Source organism: Fibrivirga algicola, assembly GCF_011742925.1.
Taxonomy (GTDB): Bacteria; Bacteroidota; Bacteroidia; order Cytophagales; family Spirosomataceae; genus Fibrella; species Fibrella algicola.
The window spans coordinates 145,831-159,593 of the sequence record NZ_WAEL01000007.1; the positions used below are offsets into that span (position 1 = coordinate 145,831).

13 protein-coding genes are annotated in these 13,763 nt (G+C 52.6%); 12 read left to right on the top strand and 1 reads right to left on the bottom strand.

The genetic code is table 11. The features are described from left to right. Positions 1-171 precede the first annotated feature (171 nt). The 9 genes from F7231_RS18860 (at position 172) to F7231_RS18900 (ending at position 10,271) form a co-directional block, all read left to right on the top strand. Positions 172-3,486 carry a CotH kinase family protein gene (locus F7231_RS18860; protein WP_262889687.1) on the top strand — a complete coding sequence of 1,105 codons (3,315 nt, stop codon included), beginning with the start codon at positions 172-174 and terminating at the stop codon, positions 3,484-3,486. Positions 3,487-3,578: 92 nt separating this feature from the next. Further along, entirely contained in the window at positions 3,579-4,325 is a 747-nt protein-coding gene (locus F7231_RS18865; protein ID WP_166693082.1) for a peptidylprolyl isomerase, read from the top strand. 84 nt (positions 4,326-4,409) lie between these two features. Beyond that, entirely contained in the window at positions 4,410-5,036 is a 627-nt protein-coding gene (locus F7231_RS18870; protein ID WP_085414081.1) for an ABC transporter ATP-binding protein, read from the top strand. Then, positions 5,033-5,785: a peptidylprolyl isomerase gene (locus tag F7231_RS18875; RefSeq protein WP_166693084.1), complete on the top strand. Its 753-nt coding sequence runs from the start codon at positions 5,033-5,035 to the stop codon at positions 5,783-5,785. Before F7231_RS18870 ends, F7231_RS18875 begins: the two co-directional genes overlap by 4 nt. Continuing rightward, positions 5,779-6,684: an SDR family oxidoreductase gene (locus F7231_RS18880; protein ID WP_374757382.1), complete on the top strand. Its 906-nt coding sequence runs from the start codon at positions 5,779-5,781 to the stop codon at positions 6,682-6,684. Before F7231_RS18875 ends, F7231_RS18880 begins: the two co-directional genes overlap by 7 nt. Positions 6,685-6,695: 11 nt before the next feature. Continuing rightward, positions 6,696-7,331: a ribonuclease H1 domain-containing protein gene (locus F7231_RS18885; RefSeq protein WP_085414078.1), complete on the top strand. Its 636-nt coding sequence runs from the start codon at positions 6,696-6,698 to the stop codon at positions 7,329-7,331. A 203-nt stretch (positions 7,332-7,534) separates the two neighbouring features. Then, the gene (gene galK, locus F7231_RS18890; RefSeq protein WP_085414077.1) at positions 7,535-8,689 is read left to right on the top strand and encodes a galactokinase; all 1,155 of its coding nucleotides are present in this window, start codon (positions 7,535-7,537) and stop codon (positions 8,687-8,689) included. Between the two features lie 141 nt (positions 8,690-8,830). Continuing rightward, the gene (gene fsa, locus F7231_RS18895; RefSeq protein WP_085414076.1) at positions 8,831-9,490 is read left to right on the top strand and encodes a fructose-6-phosphate aldolase; all 660 of its coding nucleotides are present in this window, start codon (positions 8,831-8,833) and stop codon (positions 9,488-9,490) included. Positions 9,491-9,590: 100 nt separating this feature from the next. After that, on the top strand, positions 9,591-10,271 hold the full coding sequence (locus F7231_RS18900) for a cell division ATP-binding protein FtsE (protein ID WP_085415216.1): 681 nt from the start codon (positions 9,591-9,593) through the stop codon (positions 10,269-10,271). Between the two features lie 8 nt (positions 10,272-10,279). On the opposite strand, the gene F7231_RS18905 is transcribed toward F7231_RS18900, so the two are convergent. Continuing rightward, positions 10,280-11,386 carry a fatty acid desaturase family protein gene (locus tag F7231_RS18905; protein ID WP_166693086.1) on the bottom strand — a complete coding sequence of 369 codons (1,107 nt, stop codon included), beginning with the start codon at positions 11,384-11,386 and terminating at the stop codon, positions 10,280-10,282. 376 nt (positions 11,387-11,762) lie between these two features. Here F7231_RS18905 and F7231_RS18910 point away from each other — a divergent pair, with 376 nt between their 5' ends. The 3 genes from F7231_RS18910 (at position 11,763) to F7231_RS18920 (ending at position 13,727) form a co-directional block, all read left to right on the top strand. Beyond that, positions 11,763-12,200 carry a 6-pyruvoyl trahydropterin synthase family protein gene (locus tag F7231_RS18910; RefSeq protein ID WP_085414074.1) on the top strand — a complete coding sequence of 146 codons (438 nt, stop codon included), beginning with the start codon at positions 11,763-11,765 and terminating at the stop codon, positions 12,198-12,200. Beyond that, positions 12,160-12,903 (top strand): GTP cyclohydrolase I FolE, encoded by a 744-nt coding sequence (gene folE, locus F7231_RS18915; protein ID WP_085414073.1) that lies wholly within the window; start codon positions 12,160-12,162, stop codon positions 12,901-12,903. Before F7231_RS18910 ends, folE begins: the two co-directional genes overlap by 41 nt. Before the next feature lie 119 nt (positions 12,904-13,022). Further along, complete coding sequence (locus F7231_RS18920) at positions 13,023-13,727, top strand: SDR family NAD(P)-dependent oxidoreductase (protein ID WP_166693306.1); 705 nt, start codon at positions 13,023-13,025, stop codon at positions 13,725-13,727. The last annotated feature ends 36 nt before the right edge of the window (positions 13,728-13,763 follow it).

Sequence of the window (13,763 nt, forward strand, 5' to 3'; positions counted from 1 at the left end):
TCACTACCGCCTGCAAATAAGCCGTTCCCTGCCAGGTAGAGTTAAATACTTGATTTAGTAACTTTTTACCCGGTAATCGATTATTAAAATTGTAGGATTTGGATTTTGCCTCGTTGATTTGGCATTAAAATAGCAGTGTCGGCTAAGTGGTGCTGTATCCACTAACTTACAATGACTATCAACCAGGGCTTTTCAGTAGCAGTTCTTATAAGCTGCTTACTTAGCTGTGTACGGGTAAACGCCCAGCAAGTGTACATCAACGAGATAATGGCTTCTAATGCCACAACGCTAGCTGATGTGAGTAATTCGTATGAAGATTGGTTTGAACTTTACAATCCGACAAACGAGCCTGTTGATATCGCGGGTTATTACGTAACAGACAATCTGGCAAACCCCACCAAACACAAAATACTCTCCGGGTCGATACAGACTATTATTCCGGCCAATGGGTATTTGGTTATCTGGGCAAGTGAAGTGCTAACGCGCGGGCCGCTGCACGTTAACTTTAAATTATCGGCGGGTGGTGAGGTTATTGGCTTGTTCAAACCAGACGGTATTACGCCAGTCGATCGGGTCACGTTCGGCCCGCAGCGATCAGACATTTCGTGGGGACGGCAGCCCGATGGGTCGGCCAACTGGTTGTTTTTTCAACGTACCACAATCATCAACAATACCAGCCCTGGTGCATCGAACAACGGCAAAACGGGTTACGCCGAGGTACTTGATCCGCCGGTGTTTTCCCGTACCGGTGGTTTTTACAGTGGTCCCTTCAGCCTGAGCCTGTCGTCGCCCGATTCATCCGTCACAATTTTTTATACACTCGACGGTTCAGATCCCAACCCGACCAATCTGGAGCCGCAGCTGTTCAGCTATAAAAACAGCTATGAAGAGTTACCTGGACAGGTCGCTGGCCCTATCTTGTCTCAACTGTACCAGACGTTCCCATACCGGGGCGCAATACCCATCGTTGATAGCAGTGCGGCTCAAAACCGCCTGTCGGTTAAGTCATCTACCGCCAGCTTTCAGCCAAACTATTTTCCGGTTACACCCGTGTTTAAAGGCACGGTAGTGCGGGCAATTGCCTATAAGCCCAATGCGTTGGTGAGCAGGAGCAGCACGCAGACGTACTTCATTACCCCCGACACCACCCGCTACCAACTTCCAGTGGTGGCTATCGGGTCAGATGAGCGGTCGTTTTTTGACTACTTCACAGGGTTTTATACGGCAGGCGACCGGTTTGATGCCTGGCGTAGGGCAAACCCAACCGAGGTAGCCCGCTTTTGTGTAGAGGGTAATTATTCCAACAGAACAGATGATTGGCGGCGGCAGGGAAGCGTTGAATTCATGCTCAATGGGAAAACAATCAATAGCAAACCGGTTGAGCTTGCTATCAACGGGGGATGCACACGGTCGGTACCCCGTAAAAGTCTTCGGTTGTATGGCGATACCAATTTTGAGTACCCATTTTTCAGTAACCGACCTGCCAACCAGTTCTACGACCGCCTGTTACTCCGAAATGGCGGTAATGACTGGGATTACACCTTACTGGTCGACTCTTATATGCAGCGGCTGGTGCAGCATCTCTCATTCGACACGCAGTCGAACAGGCCCAGCGTCGTGTTTCTCAATGGCGAATACTGGGGCGTGCATACCCTGCAGGAGCGGTACGATGCCAATTACCTCAACCGCAACTACGGTGTCGCCACCAATGCCGTCGATATGGTAAAGATTGATGGTGGTGTTTTTGTGGCCGACGAGGGAGATATGACTCAGTACAATTCGTTGAAAGCCTATTTTGACAGTGCCAGCACTATCGACTACGCCTACGTGAGTACGAAGATGGACGTGGCGAACTTTTCGGATTATCAGATCGCCGAAATTTTCTCAGCTAACACAGACTGGCCACAAAACAATGTGCAGCTTTGGCGGAAACGAACGAGCCAGTATGAACCTACAGCTGCAAAGGGGCAGGATGGCCGGTTCAGGTGGATGATGTTCGATATGGACTTCGGGCTGAGCGCTGTGAACAATTACCTGGAAAACAATTTGATTCGGGCCACGTCGGACACCATTTCGCCGGAGTTTACGCTATTTCTACGTAAGCTGCTAACTCGGCCGGATTACACCGCCTACTTTATTAACCGAGCCGCTGATTTGCTTAACACCACCTTCGACCCGGCGCGGGCCAGTACGCTGCTGGCCGGTATGAGGCAGGAGTATGCGCCCTACATGGCCGAGCATTTCAGCCGCTGGAACACAGGTATGACACTGGCGAAATGGCAGGCAAACCTTGATACGGTAACTAAATTCGTGCAGATGAGGCCGGCGGTTATGCGCGATCACATTCGGCAACAGTTTTCGTTGGGCCGCGACCAGCAAGTGACTGTTGCGGTCTCCGACACGACGCAGGGGTACGTTACCGTAAATACGATCGCTATTCTACCTACTACAGTAGGGGTATCGTCGAGCCCTTATCCCTGGACAGGTAGTTATTTTCAGGGCAATCCAATCCGACTGGTGGCTAAGCCGAAGAGCGGTTCCCGATTCGTTGGCTGGCAGGAGAACGGTGCTTTACTTACCACTGATACCCTGTACAGCTACAACCCGACTACGGGCCGGACATTGCTTGCCCTATTTGAAGCCGATAATCAATTTGTTGCCAAGCCAAAACCGTTTGTGTTGCAAACGGGGAATTATCGGTTCGAGAACTGGTCGTCGACCGCCGCGGCAGGTACGTACCCGCCCAATATGTATTTTGTTGGTATGACGATGCCTGATCCTACGCTGGCGGCAACCTTTACCCTGGCCGACACCGTAAAAGGCGTGTATAACCTGACGAGCGGCACCCGCATGAATGGGTTAAATGACGCCGGAGTTGCGCTGATCAATACAGGAGGGGGGAATGTGGGGTATGCAGCGTCGTCGCTGGGAGGGCTTCTACTGGCCGTACAGACTACCGGTATGAATGAGGTCATTGTGCAGTGGACGGGAGGCACAGTTACGCCCAACCTGCGGCAGTACCGGATTAGGCTACGCTATCGGACCGGTGACTCCGGCGAATTTCAGGATTTGCTGGATGAGAACAACAACCCCGTGGAATACGAACGGAGTGCGTTGGCTGGCCACTCAAAAGTAATTAGTCCGGTTGCATTGCCCGCCACGCTGCTCAACAAGCCCTATGTACAGCTATTGTGGCAGTACTATTATACCGGCGTGGGTACGTCTGGCGCGCGCGATCAGCTCAGGGTAGATAACATCATCGTGGGGCGCAGTGGCTGCCAAAGCATTGCCTCGGGCGACTGGATGGCTCCGTCGACCTGGAGTTGCGGGCGCGTTCCGAGCCTGTTCGATGACGTAACTATTTCAGCCGGGCACGTGGTTACGCTCCCAATTCCCAATGCGGTGGCAAAGCAGGTACGTGTCGGGGTCGGGGCCAAACTCCGGTACACCACCAATCTGTCGGCGGTGCGGGTAAAGCAGAGGTAAGGCGTTGTCAGGTACGTTGCCCCGGCTGTTGTACTTTTGTGCAGTGGGGTGGTTAGCCCCATGAACAATGCGTTCACTAACCGGGAATACCTGTGCGAAAATTACTGTTGCTGCTCCTGCTATTGCCACTTGCTACGGTGGCGCAAACCCGTGAAGGCGGTGTACCGACCTTCGGGCCTGACAAAGAAGAAGACTACCTGGTCACGATGAGGACCGATTTCGGGATAATGCGCTTTATCCTGCACGATGACACGCCAAAACATAAAGCCAATTTTATCCGGCTGGTCGACAGTTCGTATTACGATGGCTTGCTGTTTCACCGCACCATTGAGAAGTTTATGATTCAGGGGGGCGACCCCGATTCGCGCACGGCCGTGGCGGGGCAACCCCTGGGTGGTGGTAGCCTGAACTACCGGGTACCCGCCGAGTTTATGCCTAATCTATTCCACCAAAAAGGAGCGCTGGCAGCGGCCCGAAACGAGCGGCCCGATAAGGCGTCGAGTTCAGTGCAGTTCTACATTGTACAGGGGGAGGTGTTCGATGACTACGGGCTGGAGCGGAAAATGGCCACGAGTAAGGTCCGTACCCCGGACCGTGTATTTACCGACGAGCAGCAGCAGGTATACAAAACCACAGGTGGAGCGCCGCAACTGGATGGCAATTACACCGTTTTCGGGCAGGCAATTGACGGGCTGGCCGTGATCGACAGCATTGCCAGACAACCCCGCGACCCTCGAAACCGCCCGCTGACCGATATTCGTATGACGGTGAAAGGCCAATGGGTGAAGAAACAGGAGATCACAAAGCAGTACGGTTACCAGTTTCCTGGCCGAAAATAGGCGATGGCCTACTGACTTTCGCCTGTGGCGTTGCGGTTCAGCGCTCCCTCTCTACTTTTGCACGACGTCCTTGATCGGCTTTCTATGCTCACAACCCATCAACTTACTTTTTCTTACTCGCCCACTAAGTCTTTCAAATTTCCAGACGTGAATTGCCCCGACAGCGATGCGTTGCTGATTTTGGGGCAGTCTGGAACGGGTAAAACTACGTTTTTGCACCTGTTGGCCCTGCTGCTCAAGCCTGCGTCGGGGTCGGTGGTGATCAACGATACCGATCTCACGAAGCTGTCGGCCGCACAGACGGCAGCCTTCCGAGCCGCCCACGTAGGAATCGTGTATCAGAAGCCTCACTTCGTCAGTTCGCTGTCCGTTCTGGATAACCTGTTGCTGGCCAACTACCTCGCCAGTAAGCCACAGGCCAAAGAACGTGCGCGTGAACTGGCCGGACAACTGGGGTTTGCTGAGCATCTGGATAAGAAAACCAACCAGATGAGTCAGGGTGAGCAGCAGCGCGTAAGCATTGCCCGCGCCATGATGAACCAGCCCGCCGTGATTCTGGCCGATGAACCAACGTCGAGCCTTGACGATGAAAACGCCAACCGGGTTATTGCCCTGCTTCGCGAACAGGCGCAGCAGATTGGCGCGAGTCTGATTGTGGTGACGCACGATCAACGCCTGAAAGATGCCTTCACTAACCGGGTATCCCTGTGAGGAAAGTACTATTGCTCCTGTTGCTGGCACTGCCGCTCATTAATCTGGCGCAAAACCGCCGGGGGGGACGGCCAACGTTTGGGCCCGATAAAAAGAAAGACTACCTGGTAACACTGCGTACGGATTATGGGATCATGCGCCTGATTCTGCACGACGATACACCCAGTCATAAAGCCAACTTCATTCGGCTGGTCGATAGTGCATACTACGATGGCTTGCTGTTTCACCGCATCATCGAAAAATTCATGATTCAGGGGGGCGACCCTGACTCGCGTACCGCCGTGGCGGGGCAAGCTCTGGGCAACGGGGATATTGGGTATCGCGTACCTGCCGAACTGGTGCCGACCCTCTTCCATAAGCGGGGGGCACTGGGAGCCGCCCGCGACGATCGCCCCGACAAGGCCTCGAGCGCCACGCAGTTCTACATTGTGCAGGGGCGGGTCTGGAATGATGACGACCTACAGAAGCAGATTGACCGGGGCAAAGCACGCGGTTCATCGCGCACCTTCACCGACCAGCAAAAGCAGGTTTACAAAACCATTGGCGGCACCCCGCACCTCGACGGAAACTATACGGTTTTTGGGCAGGTGATCGACGGGCTGGCCGTGGTCGACAGCATTGCGAAACAACCCCGTAACCCCAAAGACCGCCCCCTGACTGATGTTCGGATGCGGATGAAAGGCGAGTGGGTCAAGAAAAAGAAGATTACCAAACTGTACGGATACAACTACAACCTCCCTGCATCATGAAAATTCTGATTACCGGCGCAAACGGACTGCTGGGCCAAAAACTGGTTGGGCTACTGGCTAACCAGCCCGATGTTGAGCTAATTGCTACTGCCCGAGGAGCCAATCGCCTGCCCACTACTGACGGATACACGTACCTGGCTATGGACATTACCGACCGGCAGCAGGTGCTCGACGTAATTACACAGATACGTCCCGATTCGGTAATTCACGGAGCGGCCATGACCGACGTGGATAAATGCGAAGTAGACAAAGACGGTTGCTGGGCGCAGAACGTGTCGGCGGTTGAATACATCGTGGAGGCCTGCCGGGCCGTAGGAGCGTTTTTGTGCCATGTATCGACCGACTTCATCTTCGATGGAGCTGCCGGTCCCTACACCGAAGAAGCCGAGGGAAACCCCGTTAGCTTTTACGGCTGGAGCAAATATGCCGCCGAGAAGGTGGTGATCAACTCGGGTATCAGCTGGGCCATTGCCCGTACTGTGCTGGTATACGGTATTGCCCACGACATGAGCCGGAGCAACATCATCCTGTGGGTGAAAAAGTCGCTGGAAGATGGCAAGACCATCAAGGTGGTGACCGATCAGTTCCGCAGCCCGACGCTGGCCGAAGACCTGGCGGCTGGTTGCGCCCTGATTGCGCAGCAGCAGGCCACCGGGATCTTTAATATTTCGGGAAAAGAAGTGCTGACGCCCCACGAAATGGCCATTCAGACGGCCGATTATTTCGGGCTCGATAAATCGCTGATTACCGAAGCCACGGCTGCTACGTTTCAGCAAACGGCCCGTCGCCCGCCCCGTACCGGCTTTATCATCGACAAGGCACGTACCCAACTGGGTTACAATCCACGGAGTTTCAGCGAAGGGATCGCGCTGCTGGCGGCGCAGATTTCGGGTCGGTAGAAGCAGCGCGTATGGCGAAGAAAAAACCGAAATACTACGTAGTGTGGCAGGGACGGGAAACGGGCGTTTTCGACAGCTGGGAAGCCTGTAAAAAGCAGGTCGACGGGTTCGATAAGGCCCTGTTCAAATCGTTCGACAGTAAAACGGAGGCCATGAAGGCCTACACCGACAACCCGCGCAGGTACGTTGGCAATAAGCCCAAAACCGCCCCACAGCTCAAACTCTCTGATCTGCATCGGCCACCCATTGATGACAGTGTGGTGGTTGATGCAGCCTGGAACACGGCTACCGGCGACATGGAATACCAGGGCATCTATTTACCGACCCGCGAAAAAATCTTTCACCGCGGCCCTTATCCCGATGGGACCAATAATATTGGTGAGTTTCTGGCTATCGTGCATGCACTGGCCCTGCTCGACCAGCGAAACAGCAATCTGCCCATCTATTCTGACTCCCGAACGGCCATTAGTTGGGTAAAAAAGAAGAAGGCAAACACCAAACTGGAGCATACGGGCCGTAACGCCGAACTCTTCGAATTGCTCCAACGAGCCGAGACCTGGCTCAATACACACCGTTTTGCCAATCAAATCCTGAAATGGGAGACAACTCAGTGGGGCGAAAATCCTGCTGATTTTGGCAGGAAATGAGGCGGTTAGCTGTTTGCACGGCTACTATCTTAGCAAAATTAGCCAGCGGGCCTTTACAAATCCGTAATAAAGCCCTACGTTTGCATCGGCAAATCGGTGCTACCAGCTCCTGCTGAATCCCCCAGGTCTTGACGGAAGCAAGGGTAGGTGGTCGTAGCGGTGAGACATTCGATTTGCCTTTTTTTTTGCCCTTTCCTCAACACATGCAGGTCCTCGACACACTCACCTCAACGTTTAGAGGTACGTTCGGCGAAACGCCCACGCTCATTCAGTCGCCCGGGCGCGTCAATCTCATCGGAGAACATACGGATTACAACGAGGGCTTTGTGCTGCCTGCCGCCATCGATAAAGCCATCTTCCTGGCCGTTGGCCCCCGTTCCGATCAAAAACTACACTTCGTTTCCGCTGATTTAAACAGCACCTTTCAGGGTACACTCGGCGATATCAGGCGCAGCTCGAAAGGCTGGGCCAATTACCTGCTTGGTGTCGTTGATCAGGTGCAGAAAGAAACGGCCCTGCCCGGTGGTCTCAACGTTGTTTTTGGCGGTACAATCCCCATCGGTTCCGGCTTATCGTCGTCGGCAGCGCTGGAAAACGGGGTGATCGTCGCCTTGAATCAGCTGTACAAACTGGGTATGGAACGTATTCCAATGGCTTTGTTGTCGCAACGGGCCGAAAACCAGTTCGTAGGCGTGCAGTGCGGCATTATGGACCAGTTTGCTTCTATGATGGGGCGCGCTGGCCACGTGATCAAACTCGATTGCCGGTCGCTGGCGTTCGAGTACGCACCGCTGGCAATGGATGGTTTCCGAATTGTCCTGTGCGATTCGCGGGTCAAGCATTCACTGGCGTCTACCGAATACAATACAAGGCGGGCCGAGTGCGAAGCGGGGGTTGCCATGATTCGGGCCATTTACGGCGATCAGATCCGTTCGCTGCGCGATGTAACGATGGATATGCTCAACAAGCACATTCGTGATCAGGAGCCGCTGCTCTATAAGCGCTGTGCTTACGTGGTGCTCGAAAACCAGCGGTTGCTGAACGGCGTAGCTGATCTGGAGGCCGGCAACATCGACGCGTTTGGGCAGCGAATGTTCGAGTCGCACGAAGGGCTGAGCAACTGGTACGAAGTGAGCTGCCCTGAACTGGATGTGCTGGAAGACATTGCCCGGGCGCACCCCGGCGTTCTAGGTGCCCGTATGATGGGCGGTGGGTTTGGTGGATGTACGATCAACCTGGTTCGCGAAGACGCTCTGGCTGATTTCGAGCAGGTTATTCAGACCAAATACCTGGCGCGCACCGGTAAACAGACATTGATTCATACCTGTCGGATCGAAGACGGCACTCACGTCGTCTGATTTCTGCCAGGGAGTGGATAGATTCGGCTGATTGTGATATTCTGATCAATTTGTCTGGTTACTAGACCGGTGTTGATCAAAATAGAACAGAAAACAGTAAACTCATTTATTTTTGTTGTAAAACATAACTCCACTTACACGATGAAATTTTTCATTGATACAGCTAACCTCAACGATATTCGCGAGGCACAGGACATGGGTATCCTCGACGGCGTTACCACCAACCCGTCGCTGATGGCCAAAGAAGGCATTACAGGCAAAGACAATGTGATGCGTCACTACAAACAAATCTGCGAAATTGTAGAGGGTGATGTAAGTGCAGAGGTAATTGGCACCACATTCGACGAGATGGTTCGCGAAGGCGAAGAGCTGGCCGAACTCGACGAGAACATCGTGGTGAAAATTCCGATGACGAAAGACGGCGTAAAGGCGTTGAAGTACTTTTCGGAAAAAGGCGTTCGGACCAACTGTACCCTTATTTTCTCGGCCGGTCAGGCATTGCTGGCCGCCAAAGCGGGTGCTTCCTACGTGTCTCCGTTCGTTGGTCGTCTCGACGATATTTCGACCGATGGCGTTGAACTGATCGAGCAGATCGTTACGATCTACCGGAACTATGGCTATACCACTGAAGTGCTGGCCGCTTCGATCCGTCACCCAATGCATGTAATTCAGTGCGCCGAAATCGGTGCCGACGTAATGACCGGCCCGTTGAGCGTAATGACCGCCCTGCTCAATCACCCCCTGACTGACATTGGCCTCGCCAAATTCCTAGCTGACCATAAGAAAGCGGGAACGATGTAATTTCCGATCTACGAGTTGCGAGTTACAATTTGACTACCGCGCGGTTGCAAGGCAGTCGCAATAAATCGTAATTCGCAATTCGTACATCATTATGCAGAGCATGTTCAATTCCGATCCCGTTCTTTCGCTGTATCAGGCTGATATTTATCAGGGTACTAAACTCGTGTTGGGCGATGTGTCGTTCGATATCTTCAAGGGTGAGTTTGTGTACCTTATTGGCCGGACAGGCAGCGGTAAGTCATCGCTGTTGAAGACGATGTACGCCGATCTGTGGTTGCAGCAGGGGAGGGGGAAAGTAGCTGGATTTGCGCTGGAAAAGCTGAAACCTGCCGATGTGCCGTTTCTACGGCGTAAAGTCGGGATCGTGTTCCAGGACTTTCAGCTCTTTTTTGATCGCAACGTAGAAGAGAACCTGAAGTTTGTGCTTCGGGCAACGGGATGGACCGATAAAACCAAAATGAGTAACCGCATTTCTGAAGTGCTAATGCAGGTAGGCATGGGCACGCACCAGAAGCGGATGCCCCATCAGCTCTCTGGCGGTGAACAGCAACGCATCGTCATTGCCCGGGCCATGCTTAACGAGCCACTGATACTGATCGCCGATGAACCCACGGGTAACCTCGACCCCGGCGTTTCTGACCAGATCATGGCTGTTTTCAAACAGATCAATAATGCCGGGACCGCCATTCTGATGGCTACCCACAACTACGACCTGATCCATAAATTTCCGGGACGCACCCTGCGTTGCCAGGATGGTCAGGTAATCGAACTACACGGGTAGCGTCCCTACTAAACCGACGCCTTTCCCATCCGCTTGAGTACCTGGTAATGCGACACCAGAGCTGAAAGGAATGTGGGATTCTCCAGATACGGTAAGTTAAACTCACTGGCTGTCTGCTTCACAATACCGGCAATGGCGGGGTAATGAATATGGCAGATTCTGGGAAACAGATGATGCTCGATTTGCCGGTTGAGTCCACCACAGAAAAACGTAGCCAGCCAGCTTGTCGGGGCAAAATTGGCCGTGGTTTGCAACTGATGTACAGCCCAGGTTTCTTCAATCGTGTTGAGCTGCGTAGGTACCGGAAACGAAGTGCCCTCGACCACGTGCGCCAATTGGAAGACCATCCCTAACACCAGCCCTTCAGCCAGGTGCATAACAACAAACCCCAGCACGATCTTCCACCAGGTCAGGTCGAGCAACAAAAGTGGTAAAACAATGAATGCAATGTAATAGGCCGCTTTGTACAAGAACAGGTTGATGTACTCGCGGCGGGGATGATTGGTGTTGTTGTGCTGACCGATCTTCTTTTTGAAGAACTTGATATAATCTTTTCTGAACACCCATGATAGGGATGCCAGTCCGTATAGCGGGAAGGCATACAGATGCTGAAACCGCTGCCAGGGTTTATAAGGCTCATCGGCATCGAGGCGTACCAAGCCGGGAGCTACCTCGATATCTTCATCATGGCCAGGGATGTTGGTGTACGTGTGATGCACCACATTGTGCATGATCCGCCATAAGTAGGGACTCGCGCCTACCAGGCAGAAACTCCGCCCCAGCATCCGATTAAGTCGACTATTGCTGGTGAAGGCGTCGTGCAGGGCGTCATGCGATACGTTGAAGCCAATAAAGGCGGCAAATAAACCTAACAGGACAGCCATACCGAGCATAGCCAGTTCGCTAAACTGATTAGAGAGAATCAGACCGTATAGAACGGCATACGTAAGCAGGAAGAAGATAGTCTTCGACCACATGGCTCCGTTGGCGTGGGTCGACAGGTTACGCTCAGCAAAATAGGCGTCCACCCGTTGCCGGACGGTCGCAAAAAAATCCGTACGTCTAATTGGTATAAACTTAAGGCCAGGGTTGTGTTTGTTGGATTTATTTATCATTTATATAGTCTATAGATTATATAGTTTATTGGTTGTAGTAATAGAACGTCAATAAGCCTGTATAAGTTACACATATCAATCATACCGCCCGTGGCCGCACCAGATAGCCTATACTGTGGTTAAAGTGAGCGAGTTATAAACATGGGAACAAACGCAGGCCTACTGCCGTTTAGTAGCATGAAAGAGACTGTAGTTTTGTTTAGTATTTTGATGAAAAAGTTGAACAAAACTGTCGGCCCTACGGTTAATTAAGTAACCATAGCACTCCTACGAACGCAGCATTAACTTGCTGACTACCAGCGTTCTCGGGTCTGCCTGTGTTGTACACATACTTTGTAACGACAGGTTGGATCATTGATTTGATTCAAGACTACACATGACGGAAACAATAGGGGAAGACACCCCCCGCGTAGCTGTGTTTCGTAAAGAGCACTTCAACGCAGCCCATCGTCTGAACAACCCAAATTGGACAGATGAAAAAAATGCCCGTGTTTACGGTAAATGCAACAACCCGAATTACCACGGCCATAATTATGACTTGATCGTGCAGGTAAATGGACCAATCCATCCCGAGACAGGTTACGTAATTGATATGAAGTACCTCGGCGACCTGATCAAAACCCACGTTACCGATCGGTTCGATCATAAAAATCTTAATCTCGATACCGACGAGTTTCGTGACCTCAATCCATCGGCCGAGAACATTGCCATCACCATTTACAACATACTCAGAACCCAACTAGAGCCCACGCTCGATCTGAAAATTCGTCTCTATGAAACCGAACGGAACTTCGTTGAATACCCTGTCAACTAATGGCATTCACCTAAACGGGAACGGTCACAAACATGACCTTACCGATGAACTGGTGGATGATATGGGCGACAACCACGCCAGTGCGAACCTCGATACGCCCTTGCGTGACGATGCGTTCGATCTGGACGATAACCTGAAGATTGATTTAATTGAGGAACATTTCCGCGAAATAATGACCATTCTGGGTCTCGATCTCACCGACGACAGCCTGAAAGGTACGCCCCGGCGGGTGGCCAAGATGTACGTCAACGAGACGTTCAAAGGCCTGAACCCCGCGAACAAGCCCAGCACTACGCTGTTCGAAAACAAGTACCAGTACAACCAGATGCTGGTTGAGCGCGACATCACGGTGCAATCATATTGTGAACACCACTTTGTGCCTATAATTGGGAAAGCGCACGTTGCCTATATCTCGAGTGGTAAGGTGATTGGCCTGTCGAAACTGAACCGGATTGTGCAGCACTTCGCCAAACGGCCGCAGGTTCAGGAGCGCTTGACTATGCAGATTGCCGACGAACTGAAGAAAGCCCTGCAAACCGAAGATGTTGCCGTCATCATTGATGCCGCTCACTTGTGTGTGTCAACCCGTGGCGTGAACGATACGGCCAGCTCGACGCTCACCGCCGCTTATAGTGGCAAGTTCGACGATGAAGCCACGCGTCAGGAGTTCCTGAAGTATGTGGGAATGAAACCAACAATGTAGTGGCGTTCACAGTTTTCTGTTTGACGTATGCTATTGCGCTGCCTCTCCGCAAAGTCGTTGATGCCGCAGCGCAACAGTGGCTGGTAAACAGAAGACTGTAAACTGATAACATGCACTTTATGCAAGGCAAGAATATTCTCATTATCGGCGCCAGTTCGGGTATTGGCCATGCGCTGGCCCTTTCGCTCCAGGAACAGGGCGCTACATTGTTTACGGCAGGTCGCCGTCAGCCGGAAGGCATTACCTCAACGCACATGCATTGGGATGTAAACGAGCCAGCGGCGGATGCACTCAACCAACTTCCAGATCAGCTTCACGGGCTGGTGTATGCGCCGGGAACCATTAACCTGAAGCCGTTTCAGCGTCTACAGCCCGCCGATTACCAGGCCGATCTACAGGTCAACGTACTGGGTGCCATCTCAGCAATTCACGCTACACTAGCCCTATTGAAAAAACCGAAAGGGGCCAGTGTCGTGCTATTTAGTACGGTGGCTGCGAAGTTGGGTATGGGCTTACACTCGTCGGTATCGGTAGCGAAATCGGCGGTAGAAGGGCTGACCAAATCACTGGCTGCGGAATTTGCCCCGTTCAATATTCGCGTTAACTCCATTGCTCCCTCCCTGACCGATACGCCACTGGCCGAGTCGAAAGGGTTGCTGGGTACGCCCGAAAAGCGTGAGGCGGCCGATAAACGGCACCCACTCAACCGCGTTGGTACCGCCGAGGACATCGCGGGTATGGCAGCCTACCTGCTGGGCGATCAGGCGACATGGATCACTGGCCAGATCATCGGTATCGATGGCGGAATGGGCAGCTTGAAATAGCTTTACAAGTACCATAAAAAAGGCGTTGCCTGCGTA

What these genes read in the sequence shown, in the direction of transcription:
- fsa (WP_085414076.1), top strand. Translation starts at nt 8,831, where the DNA reads ATGAAATTTTTCATTGATACAGCTAACCTCAACGATATTCGCGAGGCA.
- F7231_RS18905 (WP_166693086.1), bottom strand. Translation starts at nt 11,386, where the DNA reads ATGATAAATAAATCCAACAAACACAACCCTGGCCTTAAGTTTATACCA.
- F7231_RS18860 (WP_262889687.1), top strand. Translation starts at nt 172, where the DNA reads ATGACTATCAACCAGGGCTTTTCAGTAGCAGTTCTTATAAGCTGCTTA.
- F7231_RS18920 (WP_166693306.1), top strand. Translation starts at nt 13,023, where the DNA reads ATGCAAGGCAAGAATATTCTCATTATCGGCGCCAGTTCGGGTATTGGC.
- folE (WP_085414073.1), top strand. Translation starts at nt 12,160, where the DNA reads ATGAAACCGAACGGAACTTCGTTGAATACCCTGTCAACTAATGGCATT.
- F7231_RS18885 (WP_085414078.1), top strand. Translation starts at nt 6,696, where the DNA reads ATGGCGAAGAAAAAACCGAAATACTACGTAGTGTGGCAGGGACGGGAA.
- galK (WP_085414077.1), top strand. Translation starts at nt 7,535, where the DNA reads ATGCAGGTCCTCGACACACTCACCTCAACGTTTAGAGGTACGTTCGGC.
- F7231_RS18900 (WP_085415216.1), top strand. Translation starts at nt 9,591, where the DNA reads ATGTTCAATTCCGATCCCGTTCTTTCGCTGTATCAGGCTGATATTTAT.
- F7231_RS18870 (WP_085414081.1), top strand. Translation starts at nt 4,410, where the DNA reads ATGCTCACAACCCATCAACTTACTTTTTCTTACTCGCCCACTAAGTCT.
- F7231_RS18910 (WP_085414074.1), top strand. Translation starts at nt 11,763, where the DNA reads ATGACGGAAACAATAGGGGAAGACACCCCCCGCGTAGCTGTGTTTCGT.